12 protein-coding genes and 1 tRNA gene are annotated in these 14,193 nt (G+C 63.0%); 9 read left to right on the top strand and 4 right to left on the bottom strand.

Annotated features, from left to right (window positions below; translation table 11 throughout):
• Nucleotides 1-30: 30 nt before the first annotated feature.
• Nucleotides 31-756, bottom strand: a complete 726-nt coding sequence (gene ompR / locus AWB82_RS09365; protein ID WP_086966851.1) for an osmolarity response regulator transcription factor OmpR — start codon at nt 754-756, stop codon at nt 31-33.
• Between the two features lie 243 nt (nt 757-999).
• On the opposite strand from ompR, the gene AWB82_RS09360 reads away from it, so the two are divergent.
• Together AWB82_RS09360 and AWB82_RS09355 are read left to right on the top strand one after the other, a co-directional pair.
• Nucleotides 1,000-1,359, top strand: coding sequence for a hypothetical protein (locus AWB82_RS09360; RefSeq protein ID WP_086966850.1), 360 nt, complete (start codon nt 1,000-1,002; stop codon nt 1,357-1,359).
• Nucleotides 1,360-1,375: 16 nt separating this feature from the next.
• A complete protein-coding gene (locus AWB82_RS09355; RefSeq protein WP_086966849.1) occupies nt 1,376-2,242 on the top strand; it encodes a DUF1501 domain-containing protein in 867 nt (288 codons plus the stop codon).
• Here AWB82_RS09355 and AWB82_RS09350 read toward each other — a convergent pair.
• Complete coding sequence (locus tag AWB82_RS09350; protein ID WP_086966848.1) at nt 2,239-3,081, bottom strand: squalene/phytoene synthase family protein; 843 nt, start codon at nt 3,079-3,081, stop codon at nt 2,239-2,241. The two genes, AWB82_RS09355 and AWB82_RS09350, sit on opposite strands and share 4 nt — an antisense overlap.
• Nucleotides 3,082-3,302: 221 nt before the next feature.
• Between AWB82_RS09350 and AWB82_RS09345 the strand changes: the two genes are divergently transcribed.
• Complete coding sequence (locus tag AWB82_RS09345; protein ID WP_086966847.1) at nt 3,303-3,689, top strand: DUF5594 family protein; 387 nt, start codon at nt 3,303-3,305, stop codon at nt 3,687-3,689.
• A 59-nt stretch (nt 3,690-3,748) separates the two neighbouring features.
• On the opposite strand, the gene AWB82_RS09340 is transcribed toward AWB82_RS09345, so the two are convergent.
• A tRNA-Leu gene (locus tag AWB82_RS09340) sits at nt 3,749-3,835 on the bottom strand.
• 274 nt (nt 3,836-4,109) lie between these two features.
• Here AWB82_RS09340 and AWB82_RS09335 point away from each other — a divergent pair.
• Together AWB82_RS09335 and AWB82_RS09330 are read left to right on the top strand one after the other, a co-directional pair.
• Nucleotides 4,110-4,502, top strand: coding sequence for a DUF2946 domain-containing protein (locus AWB82_RS09335; protein ID WP_086966846.1), 393 nt, complete (start codon nt 4,110-4,112; stop codon nt 4,500-4,502).
• 266 nt (nt 4,503-4,768) lie between these two features.
• Entirely contained in the window at nt 4,769-6,217 is a 1,449-nt protein-coding gene (locus tag AWB82_RS09330) for a PepSY-associated TM helix domain-containing protein (RefSeq protein WP_086966845.1), read from the top strand.
• Between the two features lie 24 nt (nt 6,218-6,241).
• On the opposite strand, the gene AWB82_RS09325 is transcribed toward AWB82_RS09330, so the two are convergent.
• Nucleotides 6,242-7,390 carry a glycerate kinase gene (locus AWB82_RS09325; protein WP_086966844.1) on the bottom strand — a complete coding sequence of 383 codons (1,149 nt, stop codon included), beginning with the start codon at nt 7,388-7,390 and terminating at the stop codon, nt 6,242-6,244.
• 526 nt (nt 7,391-7,916) lie between these two features.
• Here AWB82_RS09325 and tig point away from each other — a divergent pair.
• From tig to lon, 4 genes are all read left to right on the top strand, one after another.
• The gene (gene tig / locus AWB82_RS09320) at nt 7,917-9,263 is read left to right on the top strand and encodes a trigger factor (RefSeq protein WP_086966843.1); all 1,347 of its coding nucleotides are present in this window, start codon (nt 7,917-7,919) and stop codon (nt 9,261-9,263) included.
• 139 nt (nt 9,264-9,402) lie between these two features.
• Entirely contained in the window at nt 9,403-10,056 is a 654-nt protein-coding gene (gene clpP, locus AWB82_RS09315; RefSeq protein WP_035498698.1) for an ATP-dependent Clp endopeptidase proteolytic subunit ClpP, read from the top strand.
• Between the two features lie 176 nt (nt 10,057-10,232).
• Nucleotides 10,233-11,504 (top strand): ATP-dependent Clp protease ATP-binding subunit ClpX, encoded by a 1,272-nt coding sequence (gene clpX / locus AWB82_RS09310; protein ID WP_086966842.1) that lies wholly within the window; start codon nt 10,233-10,235, stop codon nt 11,502-11,504.
• Nucleotides 11,505-11,691: 187 nt separating this feature from the next.
• A complete protein-coding gene (lon, locus tag AWB82_RS09305; RefSeq protein WP_086966841.1) occupies nt 11,692-14,115 on the top strand; it encodes an endopeptidase La in 2,424 nt (807 codons plus the stop codon).
• The last annotated feature ends 78 nt before the right edge of the window (nt 14,116-14,193 follow it).

Below are 14,193 nucleotides of genomic sequence, written 5' to 3'. Positions count from 1 at the left end.
AAAGCGTGACGAAACTCGCTTAAAGATCGATCAGGCCGCGCCGTCGGGGATGAAGACATAGCCGAGGCCCCACACGGTCTGGATGAAACGCGGACTGCCGGGATCGGGCTCGATCAGCTTGCGCAGGCGCGAGATCTGCACGTCGAGGCTGCGGTCGAACACTTCGTATTCACGGCCGCGCGCGAGCTCCATCAGCTTCTCGCGCGAAAGCGGCTGACGCGGATGGCGCGCGAACACCTTGAGCACCGAAAACTCGCCGGTCGTCAGCGGAATTTCCTGGCTGTTCTTCGTGAGCGTGCGCGTCGCGAGATTCAGTGCGAACTCGCCGAACTCGAATACTTCGGTGGTTTCGGACGGCGCACCCGGCAATTCGGACGGCGTCTGACGACGCAGCACCGCGTGAATGCGCGCGACGAGTTCGCGCGGATTGAAAGGCTTCGGCAGATAGTCGTCCGCGCCCATTTCAAGACCGACGATGCGATCGACGTCCTCGCCCTTCGCGGTGAGCATGATGATAGGCGTGCGGTCGTTGCTGCCGCGCAGACGCCGGCAGATGGAAAGACCGTCTTCGCCGGGAAGCATCAGATCGAGGACGAGCAGATCGAAACGCTCGCGCACCCAGAGCTTGTTCATGGACGGCGCGTTTTCCGCAACGTACACGTTGAAGCCCTGTTCGCCGAGGTAACGCCGCAGCAGATCGCGCAGGCGCGGATCGTCGTCGACAACGAGAATTTTTGAAGGGTTCTTGGTTTCCATGGCGGCATCTTAGCGCGTTTGTTCAAGCACCGAGTTTGTAACAAAAGCGAGTGTAACAGTTCGTTACAAAATTTACGGGACCTGTGGCACGGCCTAAGATTTTGGTGCGTACACTGCTTTACCTAAGCCCGCCATTCGGTAGATACTCCATTAGACCAGCGCGTCGTGCGCCCGACCAAGCCACGGATAAACGTGCGCGAAAAGACTGAGGCTGTCCGGTTGTCGAGCAACGAAGGGAACAACATGAAGGGAGCGCGGCAGCGCGGACCCGTGCGCACCGAGCGCATTCTCAGAAATACACTTCTTGCCAGTGCGCTTTACGCAGTACTGAGCACGCCTCACGCCTATGCGCAGTCGACGGGCTTCACGAGTTCCCCGAATCGTTTCGATGGCCGCATGATTCGCGCGCAGCAGCGCGTGAGCAAAGGTTCGGCCTCTTCCAGCCACGATCACGATCCGAAAGCGCCGGCCATGCAACCCATCCAGCAAGTCGACCAGACTCCGCCCGCGCGTCCGCCACGCCACACGGTGATGACCGCCGACGAGCGGCGTCTCTTGCGCCAGCACATCGAAGAAGCGGTGCGCGATCTCTATAAGCGGTAAGCCACGCGTTTTCGCGATGAACCGACGTCAATTCCTCTCGATTGCCGGTGCGTTCGCGGGATGCGCGGGCAGTATCAGCGATGCGTGCGCCATCGCACATTCCGATACTTCGTCTTCCATTCGCTCGCTCGTGCTCGTCGATCTCGAAGGCGGCAACGATGCGCTCAACACGGTTATCCCGATCGCCGACGCGCGCTATCGCGTGTTGCGGCCGCACCTCGCGATATCGAGAGATCGCGCGTTGATGCTCGATGAACGCACGGCTCTACATCCGTCGCTGCTGCCGCTGATGAGCGCGTGGCGCGCGCGCGATCTGGCGATCGTGCAGGGCGTCGGTTACGACGCACCCAACCGCTCGCATTTCCGCTCGCGCCAGATCTGGGACACTGCGTCGCATGCCGATGAATATCGCGCCGATGGATGGCTCGATCGCGTGAACGAATTCCATGCGTCAAGCGTGACGGTAAGTCGCATCACGTTGCATGGTTTCGACACGCACGAGAATCAGTTGGATCGGCATGCGGCGCGTCTTGCCGGTCTCGCTTCGCAACTCGCATCGCTGCGGGCGTCGTTGATCGCGTCCGGCGCATGGAGCCGCACGCTCGTGATGACGCGTTCGGAATTCGGACGCACCGCGCGGGAAAATGCGGCCGGCGGCACGGACCACGGCGCGGCCGCGGCGCATTTCATGATGGGCGGACGCGTGCGCGGCGGACTTTTCGGCATGCCGCCGCAACTCGATCGACTCGATGCGGACGGCGGCTTGCCGGTCGGCGTCGACTTCAGAAGGCTCTATGCGACCGTGCTCGACGCATGCGGTCAGGTCGATTCCTCATCGATCCTCGGCGCGCGCTTCGAGCCGCTGCGGATTCTTCGCGTCTAACGCGTCTTCCACGTGATCCACAGCTTGCGGATCGGCGTGAGCGCGATGCGTTGATGCAGCACCTGAAAGTTTTCCCGCTCGATCTCGTCGAAGAGCGCGAGCGACAGCGCGGCCTGCGCGCGCAGCACGCGTTGCGTCGCGCGTTCCGAAGCGGGAATCGCGGCCAATGCATCGTCGAGCGCTTGCCGGGCGCGTCCGGTCTGAAAGCGCATGAGATCCACGAACGCATCGCCGTATTTGCGATTGATGATGTCGGCGGCCGTCACGCTGAAGCGCTGCAACTCGTCGATGGGAATATAGATGCGGCCATTGCGCGCATCGTCGCCGACGTCCTGAACGCGTTCGGCGAGCAACAACGCCGACCCGAGCGGCGCGGCCCACACCGCGGCCTGCTGCGGATCGCGTGCGCTCGCGCGTGCCAGCGCCGTCGCGAATGCGCCGCCCGTCTGATCGAGATAGCGCCGGAAGCCGGGCCAGTCGAGATAGCGCGCCTGATCGAGATCCATGCCGAAACCGTCGACGACGGCAGCGAGCGACGCGCGCCCGGCATCGTCCAGAACCGGGTGCGCGGCGTCTCCCGCGTGCGCCTGCAACGCCTTCGTGACGGGATGCGTGGGCTCGCCGCCATCGAGCCGGCCGAGTTCGGTCTGCCACCATACGTGCTTGGTGCGGCCGATGGTCGGATCGCTGGTTTCCTTCACGGTCTCTTCGAGCTCGCGATAGAGGGCGTAGAGCGCGGTCAGAAGCGGCTGACTCGCCGCCGGCGCGCGGCGCAGCGCGTAGTACGTGCCGGAACCTTCAGGGGCGGCCTTTTGCTGGCAGTAATCGTCGAAATTCACGAACGGGGCTTGTGGGAGTTCGAGGGAGGCGTCGCGCTTTTCTTGTCTTGCGGTTCGCCACGCGGGCGGACCGGCGCGCGGGCGCCCATTTTATCCGGCGAGGCGCGGCTTCGCTGCCGGCAGCCTCGCGGCAAGATTGTGCGCCGAACCACCGACGCTGTTGTTCGCGCGCGCAACACTGCGGCAATCGACTCCATCGGCGGCTGAAGCCGGAGGCATTCATGGCCTTGAGCAAATCCGAGAATCGGCAATTCGGCGACAAATTTTTGCCGCGCCTCGTGAGAAGCGTGGCGACGGATTTCGGCTTCGACTTTCGCGTATGCCCGCGTCAGATGCACGTCTCGCCGACGGCAGGTCTGCACATCACCGCGAATCGTCGCAGCGACGCCAGGCTCATCTATCCGCTCAACGTCTTCGTGATCTGGCAGCCGACCTGCGTGCGGCGGTTCCTGTCGCACGTCGACCGGCCGATCGCCGCCGTCCGCGCGAGCGATCAGATGCCTGACGCGATCAGGCACGCGATGGAACGGGCGGGCATAGACTTCGATGGCCGCTCGCAGGCGAAAGGCGAGGTGATGACGGTCGAGTTGGGCGATATCAGCATTTAACCGGCCAAGCCGAAAGCCACAAAAACAAAAACCCCTTTGCCGATGAAAGGGGTTTTGTGTGGTGCGAGGAAGGGGACTCGAACCCCTACACCCTTGCGGGCGTCAGGACCTAAACCTGGTGCGTCTACCAATTCCGCCATCCTCGCAGCACGGCAGGCGCTCTGGGCTGTTGCGGGCGATGACCCGCGCCCGGCGATGCCGCCGTGTCAGGCACCGGTCCACTGTGCCAAGCCGGAGATTCTAACCGATTCATCTGCCGATGTCTGTGAAATCGCGTCGCCGCTTCTTGCGCAGCGAGCGAGCGCGCGATAGGCCCACATGCACAACGATCCCGGGCATACGCGCCCGAAGATTGCGGCTTGCAGATCGGCTGCCTACAATCCCGGTCAACCTTCCGCTTCAGCATCGACATTCCCGCTCATGACTCGCAACGCGCGCAATCGCTTCGTCGCATGGCTCGGCATCGCCGCCATGTGGCTTGCCATTGTCGCGCCGGTCATCAGCCAGACGCTTGCCGCGCGCAACGTCGCGGGTCCCCGGGCGGTGCTCTGCGCGGTCGATACATCAGCCACGGACGCGCACGAAGCGCATCACGCCGGCGCGCAAACCGCACCGCACGACGCCGCGAGTCATTTCGACGCCTGCGCGTACTGCGGACTGCTCGCGCACGATCTGCCGATCGCCCCGCGCGTCGAGCATGATGTCGCGCCGATCGAGCGCGTCGCGCGCGTGCCGGCATTCGCGAACGTCGATCGCGTCGCGTCCAAGTCCTTCAACGCCGCGAGCCCGCGCGCGCCTCCCTTTCTTTCCTGAAGCTGTCTTTCGTCCGGTCGCCCCGATGTTCGTCGCGCACATGAGCGCGAAGAACGCGCGCGATCGCTCGTCAGCACATCGTTTCACCGAATCGCGCCATGCCGGAGCGGCGGTCCATCGCACGCCCGGGAATACGGCCACGACCCTGACGGTACGTTAGAGCGGCGGCACATCCACGAATGCGCCGTCGAGCCGACGAAGCGCACGGAACCGAGTGTCGGCATCCCCGACGCGCTTTCACCGAAACACATTCAACGAGAATCGCCATGCTTGCACCCAATCCGAACGCGGCGCCAGCGACGTCGAGCGCGGAAGTCATCGCGCATCGCCGCACGCTGTGGCGCTGGCATTTCTATGCGGGACTCTTCGTGATGCCCCTGCTGGTCGTGCTCGCGATCACCGGCACGCTCTACTGTTTCCAGCCGCAGATCGAGCCGCTGATGTATCGCGACAGGATGGTCGTCGCCGACACGCACGGCCCGCAGTTGTTACGCGAGACGCTGCTCGCAAAGGCCGCTGCAAGCGAACCGCGCGGCGCCGTGCCGACGCTCGCGCAGATCGAAACCGATCGCGCGCGCAGCGCCGAATTCGTCTTTCGCCTGCCTTCGGGCGAAAGCGAAAGCGTGTACGTGAACCCATACGACGGCGCGGTGCTCGGCACGCTTTCCGTCGAACATCGATTGATGAAGCAAATACGCAATCTCCATCGCGGCTTGATGCTCGGCAAGACCGGCGAACTTCTGATGGAGCTCGCCGGATGCTGGACGCTCGTGATGATCGGCACGGGCGTCGCGCTGTGGTGGCCCGGCCGATCGAACGTGAGAAAGGGCGGCGTGTGGCTGCCGCGTCTTTCGCTGCAAGGGCGCGCGTGGTGGCGCGATCTGCATGCGGTGGGCGGCATCTGGATTGCGCTCGGCGCGCTCTTTTTCGTGCTCTCCGGACTGCCGTGGTCGGGATCGTGGGGCAAGGAGTTCAAGGCGCTCGCGACTTCGGCATCGCTCGGTTATCCGAAGGGCGCGTGGGGCGAGGCGCATGTGCATTCAACCGCGCCCGCCGCGGCATCCCACGAACCGAAACAGGCCGACGAACACGCGATGCACGGCATGCAGATGAAGATGGACGATCTGCCGCTGCATCAGACGCCGTGGGCCGTCGGCGCGACGACCGTGCCGGATGGCGAGATTGCGTCGCCATCGGCCGCGCGCGTGTCGATCGACGACGTGGTCGCGCTCGCCGCGAAAAACGGTATCGCCGATGACTACGGCATCGCGCTTCCGATGAAGCCCACGGGCGTCTACACGGTCTCGTATTTCCCCGCCGATCCGCGCGCCGAACGCACGTTGCACATCGATCAGTACAGCGGCCGCGTGCTGTCCGACATCGATTACGCGAGCTACGGACGCGTCGCGAAATGGATCTCGTACGGCACATCGCTGCACATGGGGCGCTACTTCGGGCTTGCGAACCAGATCGTTTGCTCGGCGATTTCGCTCGGGCTCGCTGCGTTGTCCGTGACGGGTTTCATCATGTGGATGAAGCGCCGGCCCGCGCGCGAACTCGGCGCGCCGGTGCGGCCGGCGAAGCGCCCGCCGATGCGCGCATGGCGCGGCAGCCTGACCTTGCTCGGCATGATTTTCCCGCTGATGGGCGCGACGATGCTCGCCGTCTGGTGCTTCGACCGCCTCGCGTTCGCAGCAAGGCGCGCGGCGGCCTGACGAGTCCGCGCGGCTCTTTCGGGTTTATTTGGACCCGAACTTCAGCCGCGTGAGCTGCTCGGCTTCGTTGGCGAGCAGCCGCGCCGCATCGCGGATCGCCGTGTCGAGCGTGATCGGCCCGGGAGCCGGCGAGAAGCAGCCGCTGAAGAATTCGGAGAGTCGCGGCAGCGCGGCCGAATCCACCGCGCCCGACAGCAGCGACGCCGGCACTCCGTGATCGCGCGCGTGCTTGCAGGCGATGAACGGCGCCTTGCCGTGCAGCGTCTGCACGTCGGAGCGGCCTTCGCCCGTGATGAGCCAGTTCGCGCCTTCGAGCGCGGCATCAAGCCCGATTTCGCGCGCCACCACTTCCGCGCCCGTCTCGAAGCGCGCGCCGAGCATGTGCAGCGCGAAGCCGAGTCCGCCCGCCGCGCCCGCGCCGGGTTCATCGCGTTTCGTGACGCCCATCGCGGGTTCGAGCACATCGGCGAAATGGGCGAGGGCGGCGTCGATCGTCGCCACTTGCTCGGGCGTCACGCCTTTCTGCGGCCCGAAGATGGCAGTCGCGCCGTGATCGCCTGTGAGCGGATTGTCGACATCGGACATGCCGACGAACTCCGCGTCCTTCACGCGCGGATCGAGCCCCGAAGCGTCGATGCGCGCGACCTGCGCGAGCGCCGACGGCACCGGTTCGAGTTCCGTGCCGGCCGCGTCGAAGAGTCTCAGTCCGAGGCCGACGAGCAGGCCCGCGCCGCCGTCGTTCGTGCTGCTGCCGCCGAGCGCGACGTAGAACTTGCGCGCGCCTGAATCGAGCAGCGCGCGGATCGCCTCGCCCATGCCGAGCGTGCTGCGCTCGCTGACGGGCACGGCCATGCCGTCGGGATCGGTGATGCCGACGACTTCCGCCGTCTCGATGATCGCGCCGCCGTCGTCGAGCAGGCCCGTGGCGGCGTCGCGGCGCGCTGCGGCCGCTCCGCGCACGTTGAGCATGCGGCGCTCGCCACCCGCCGAGAGCATTGCGTCGAGCGTGCCTTCGCCGCCGTCGGCCATCGGGCGGATACGGATGTCGGCATCCGGCCGCGCGCGCCTGATGCCTTCCGCGATGGCGTTCGCGACGCCTTCCGCGGAAAGCGAGCCCTTGAACGAATCGGGAGCGATGACAATTACGGGAGCAGAAGACGTGGCGTTCGGCATGGTGTCTCGAATGTTCTGGTGTGGAAGGAACGATTGAAAAGCCGCGGCGAGGCCTTATGTATGCCTTTGTTGCATGCCCTTCATGCCCTGCGGCAATGGAACGCGCGCCGGGCCGCTTCGCCGCTTGAATCGTGCGCCGGCAAGCTTATCAGCGCGGCGCGCGCCGCAAAATAGCGGCGTGCCGATAGCGGGAATTCTGCGCGGCCGAGCGGGTCGGGAAAAGGCGGATTTACGCCGAAATCCGCCCGGAAAAATGGCCGTTTCCGAGGCAAAGCAAGGCGAAACACTCTGTTCATCGATTCGTCGGAAGGGCCGGCCGGAATTGTTTGCTAAAATGCTTGGCTCTGTTGACTGACACCGTGTCGGGCGACGTTCCGGCACTCCCGCGAGACGCTTTTTGCGCGTCTTCCGGCGCCCGCGTCGATTTCGGCCGGCTCACGCAGAGGCCGTATCCGGACCCGCGCCTTTAGAACCGCGGAAGAACCGAACACCGAATTTTACGATTTACTTTAGGACGAATTCAGCCATGGCTAACGTAGTTGAGAACCTCGGCAAGCTCGAACGCCGCGTGACGATTTCCCTGCCGAAAGACTCGGTGCAGAAGGAAGTGGATTCGCGCATCCGCCAGTTGGCCAAGACCGTGCGCATGCCGGGTTTCCGCCCGGGCAAGGTGCCGCTCAAGATGGTGACGCAGCAGTACGGCGGCCAGGTCGAGGCCGAAGTGCTGAGCGACAAGGTCGGCAAGGAATTCTTCGACGTCACGCGCGCCGAGAACCTGCGCGTGGCGGGCCAGCCGAGCTTCGCGCCGAAGTCGGAAACCCCGGCCGAGGACTACGCCTTCGACGCGACCTTCGAGGTCTACCCCGAAGTGCAACTCGGCGACGTGGCGAACGCTGAAATCGAACGCACGGTCACGACCATCTCCGAAGCCGAAGTCGATCGCACGCTCGACATCCTGCGCAAGCAGCGCGTGCATTTCCACGCACGCGGCGAATCCGGCGAGCACGGCGACGGCGGCGCGGACACGGCAGCCAAGGAAGGCGACCGCGTGACGCTCGATTTCGTCGGCAAGATCGACGATGTCGCGTTTGAAGGCGGCAGCGCGCAGGATTTCGCGTTCGTGCTGGGCGAAGGCCGCATGCTGCCCGAATTCGAGCAAGCCGCGACGGGCCTGAAGGCCGGCGAAGAGCGCACGTTCGATCTGAAATTCCCCGATGACTACCACGGCAAGGACGTGGCGGGCAAGACGGCGCAGTTCACGATCACGCTGAAGAAGATCGAGTGGCCGCATCTGCCGGAAATCGATGCGGAATTCGCGAAGTCGCTCGGCATCGAAGACGGCGATCTCACGAAGATGCGCACCGAGATCAAGGACAATCTGGAACGTGAAGCGAAGCGCCGCACGCAGCAGATCGTGAAGAACCAGGTCATGGACGCGCTCCTGAAAATCTCCGAACTGGACGTGCCGAAGGCGCTGATCGAACAGGATCAGCAGCGCCTCGTCGAAATGGCTCGTCAGGATCTGCAGCAGCGCGGCGTGCCGAACGCCGCCGACGCACCGATCCCGGCCGAAATGTTCGCCGAGCAGGCAGAGCGCCGCGTGAAGCTGGGCCTCGTGCTGGCCGAACTCGTGAAGGCCAACGAACTGCAGGCGAAGCCCGAGCAGATTCGCGCTGAAGTGGACGAATTCGCCAAAAGCTACGAAGACCCGAAGGAAGTCGTCCGCTGGTATTATTCGAACCAGCAACGCCTCGCCGAGATGGAAGCGTACGTCGTCGAAAGCAACGTCGTCGATTTCGTCCTGGGCAAGGCCAAGGTGACCGACAAGGAAGTCAGCTTCGAAGAACTGGCCAGCGCAACGGCGCAAGCCTGACGCGTTAGGCAAGGGGCGTGCGGAGTCGTCGGATTGACGGCTCGCACGCCTTTTTTGCATTAAAGTTTGGGCGTTTGCATGCCGTTCTAATGGATGTTCCTTTGTCGTTCAGTACCCTTATTCCGAACAAGGAAATTGCATGACCTTTCGCGCTGAATTGCTCGATACGTTGGCGTCCCACGCATCGCGGGACTTCGAAGCCCAGGCGCTCGGCCTCGTTCCGATGGTCGTGGAAACGAGCGGCCGCGGCGAGCGAGCCTATGACATTTACTCGCGCCTCCTCAAGGAGCGCGTGGTGTTTCTTGTCGGTGAAGTGAACGACCAGTCGGCGAATCTCGTCGTCGCCCAGTTGTTGTTCCTCGAAAGCGAGAATCCGGACAAGGACATCAGCCTGTACATCAACAGTCCTGGCGGCTCGGTCTCGGCCGGCATGGCGATCTACGACACCATGCAGTTCGTGAAGCCCGATGTCTCCACGCTCTGCATGGGACTCGCCGCAAGCATGGGCGCGTTCCTGCTGGCGGCCGGCGCGAAGGGCAAGCGCGTCGCGCTGCCGAACGCGCGCGTGATGATTCACCAGCCGCTCGGCGGCGCGCGCGGTCAGGCATCGGATATCGAGATCCAGGCGCGGGAAATCCTGTACCTGAAGGAACGTCTGAACCAGTTGCTGTCGCATCACACCGGTCAGCCGGTCGAGCGCATCGCGCGCGACACCGATCGCGACAACTTCATGTCGGGCGACGATGCGCAGGCTTACGGCCTCGTCGACCAGGTGCTTCACAAGCGTCCCTAAAGGCGTTCGGAGCGGCGCCGCCGCGCCGGCGCTCGCAGACGAGCCGGCCAAGAGTGCGAAGTCGCGCCTGCGGCGCAACGCCAAAACGCGCTTCATTTGTCCTCGCGGGTGCGAATCTGCGTGGGCGAATCGAAGGGCGTATCATGTAACAAGAGTGTCCGGAGGCTTACACATTTATGGCGGACAAAAAAGGTTCCAGTAGCGAAAAGCTGCTGTACTGCTCGTTCTGCGGCAAAAGCCAGCATGAGGTGAAAAAACTCATCGCTGGGCCGTCGGTATTCATCTGCGATGAATGCATAGACCTGTGCAACGAGATCATTCGCGACGAGGCAGCAGGTGCCGCGGAGGAGGCCGGACTGAGCAAGTCCGACCTGCCGAGCCCGCAGGAAATCAGCGATCTCCTCAATCAGTACGTGATCGGCCAGGAACGCGCGAAGAAGATCCTCGCGGTGGCCGTGTACAACCATTACAAACGGCTCAAGCATCTCGACAAGAAGGACGAAATCGAGCTGTCGAAGAGCAACATTCTCTTGATCGGGCCGACCGGCTCGGGCAAGACGCTGCTCGCGCAGACGCTCGCGCGCATGCTGAATGTGCCGTTCGTGATCGCGGATGCAACGACACTGACCGAAGCCGGCTATGTCGGCGAGGACGTCGAGAACATCATTCAGAAGCTGCTGCAGAATTGCAATTACGAAGTCGACAAGGCGCAGCGCGGAATCGTGTACATCGACGAGATCGACAAGATCAGCCGCAAGTCTGACAACCCGTCCATCACGCGCGACGTGTCGGGCGAGGGCGTGCAGCAGGCGTTGCTGAAGCTGATCGAAGGCACGATGGCGTCGGTGCCGCCGCAAGGCGGACGCAAGCACCCGAATCAGGATTTCATCCAGGTCGACACGACCAACATCCTGTTCGTCTGCGGCGGCGCGTTCGACGGACTGGAGAAGGTCATCACGGATCGCACCGAGAAGACCGGCATTGGTTTCGGCGCGAGCGTCAAGAGCAAGCAGGATCGCGATGCGGGCGAAGTGCTGCGCGAGGTCGAACCGGAAGATCTGATCAAGTTCGGTCTCATTCCGGAACTGATCGGCCGTCTGCCCGTTGTGGCAACGCTCGGCAAGCTCGATGAAGCCGCGCTCGTGAAGATTCTGATCGAGCCGAAGAACGCGCTCGTGAAGCAATATCACAAGCTCTTCGCAATGGAACGCGTCGAACTGGAAATTCGTCCTGCGGCGCTGCAGGCCATCGCGCAAAAGGCGATTCGCCGCAAAACCGGCGCGCGCGGCCTGCGTTCGATTCTGGAACAGGCGTTGCTCGATGTGATGTACGAGCTACCGACCATGAAGGGCGTTTCGAAGGTGATCGTCGACGACAACACGATCGACGGCGACGGCAAGCCGCTGCTCATCTACGAAGACGCACCGAAAGTAGCAGGATCGAACTGAAGAAGGCTGTGTGTCGGCGAAAGGCCGTTCATGGCGACGTGAACGGCCTTTTATTTTTGTCGGTTTATCTTGTGGATGTTACTGACGCGATCTTTGACTAACGACTTTTCCCTTCCGATAAAGGCTTGCAATAGCTCTGAACGGCCTTACTTACGACTGAAACTGATTCCATTAATGGGGAAATGAAATGTCAGGAACCCAACTCCTCCCGCAGGAACGCGTTACGCTGCCGCTGCTCCCGCTGCGCGACGTAGTCGTTTTCCCGCATATGGTGATTCCGCTCTTCGTCGGGCGGCCCAAGTCGATCAAGGCGCTCGAAGCCGCGATGGAAGGCGGCAAGCACATCATGCTCGTCGCCCAGAAAACGGCGGCGAAGGACGAGCCGACCGAAAAGGACATGTACGAAGTAGGATGTGTCGCCAACATCCTGCAAATGCTGAAGCTGCCCGACGGCACCGTGAAAGTGCTCGTCGAAGGCTTGCAGCGCGCGAAAACGCTCTCGATCGAAGAGCAGGAAACGCAGTTTTCCTGCGATGTGATGCCGCTTGAGCCGGATCACGCCGATAGCGCCGAAACCGAAGCCCTGCGCCGCGCGATCGTCTCGCAGTTCGATCAGTACGTGAAGCTCAACAAGAAGATTCCGCCGGAGATCCTGACTTCGCTGTCGGGCATCGACGAGGCGGGTCGTCTTGCGGACACCATCGCCGCGCATCTGCCGCTCAAGCTCGATCAGAAGCAGCACATCCTTGAGATGTTCCCTGTGATCGAGCGTCTGGAGCATTTGCTCGCTCAGCTCGAAGCCGAAATCGACATTCTTCAGGTCGAGAAGCGCATCCGTGGCCGCGTGAAGCGCCAGATGGAAAAGAGCCAGCGCGAGTACTACCTGAACGAGCAGGTCAAGGCCATCCAGAAGGAACTGGGCGAAGGCGAAGAGGGTGCGGATCTCGAAGAACTTGAGAAGCGCATCACCGCCGCGCGCATGCCCAAGGAAGCCAAGAAGAAGGCCGACGCCGAGCTGAAGAAGCTCAAGCTCATGTCGCCGATGTCGGCTGAAGCGACGGTCGTGCGCAACTACATCGACACGCTGATCGGCCTGCCGTGGCGCAAGAAGAGCAAGGTCAACAACGATCTTACGAACGCGGAGCGCGTGCTCGACGAAGACCACTTCGGTCTCGAAAAGGTCAAGGAACGCATTCTCGAATATCTCGCGGTTCAGCAACGCGTCGAGAAAGTGAAGGCGCCGATTCTGTGCCTCGTCGGGCCTCCGGGCGTCGGCAAGACTTCGCTCGGGCAGTCGATCGCCCGCGCGACGAACCGCAAGTTCGTGCGTATGGCGTTGGGCGGCGTGCATGACGAGTCCGAAATTCGCGGGCACCGTCGCACGTATATCGGTTCGATGCCGGGCAAGATTCTGCAGAGCCTCGCCAAGGTCGGCGTGCGCAATCCGCTCTTCCTGCTCGACGAAGTCGACAAGATGGGCATGGATTTCCGTGGCGACCCGGCATCCGCGCTGCTCGAAGTGCTCGATCCGGAACAGAATCACACGTTCGCGGACCACTACATTGAAGTGGATTTCGACCTGTCCGACGTGATGTTCGTCGCGACGTCGAACTCGCTGAACATTCCGCCGCCGCTGCTCGACCGGATGGAAGTCATCCGTCTGTCGGGTTATACGGAAGACGAGAAGGTCAGCATCGCGCAGCGATACCTGATGCCGAAGCAGAAGCGCAACAACGGCCTGAAGGACGGCGAAATCGACGTTACGGAACAAGCCATCCGCGACATCATTCGCTACTACACGCGTGAAGCGGGCGTGCGTTCGCTCGAACGTGAAGTGTCGAAGATCTGCCGCAAGGTCGTGAAGATGCTGCTGCTGAAGAAGGCCGAAGGCGCGGTGACGGTCGACGGGTCCAACCTCGACACCTTCCTCGGCGTGCGCAAGTACGACTTCGGTCTGGCCGCGAAGGACAACCAGATCGGGCAGGTTACGGGTCTCGCGTGGACGGAAGTCGGCGGCGATCTGCTGACGATCGAAGCGGCGGTCATGCCCGGCAAGGGCGGCGTCATCCGCACGGGTTCGCTCGGCGACGTGATGAAGGAATCGGTCGAAGCGGCGCGCTCGGTGGTGCGTTCGCGTTCGCGTCGACTCGGCATCACGGATGAGTCCTTCGAGAAGAAGGACATCCACATCCACGTGCCGGAAGGCGCGACGCCGAAGGACGGTCCGTCCGCCGGTATCGCAATGACCACGGCGCTGGTGTCGGTGCTGACCGGCATTCCGGTTCGCGCCAATGTCGCGATGACGGGCGAAATCACGCTGCGCGGCGAAGTGCTGCCGATCGGCGGGTTGAAGGAGAAGCTGCTGGCGGCGCATCGCGGCGGCATCAAACTCGTGCTGATTCCTGAGGAAAACACGAAGGACTTGGCCGAGATTCCCGACAACGTGAAGAACGCCATCGAGATCGTGCCGGTTCGCTGGATCGATCGCGTGCTGGAACTGGCGCTCGAACGTGCGCCCCAGTCGTTGCCCGAAGAGGAAGCGAAGGCGGCGCCCGTCGCGGCCGAGCAGCAGAAAGACACGCCCGCATCAGGCGAAGTCGTGAAGCACTGAGCGTCTCGCGGCACGGTTTGATCGCCGTGTTGCGTGATCGAAGCTAAAAAACCCCCGGGTGTTCGCCCGCGGGTTTTT

The organism is Caballeronia glebae, assembly GCF_001545035.1.
Lineage (GTDB): Bacteria > Pseudomonadota > Gammaproteobacteria > Burkholderiales > Burkholderiaceae > Caballeronia > Caballeronia glebae.
Note: the sequence above shows the minus strand (reverse complement) of the source record. Positions and strands in the feature narration are given on the sequence as shown.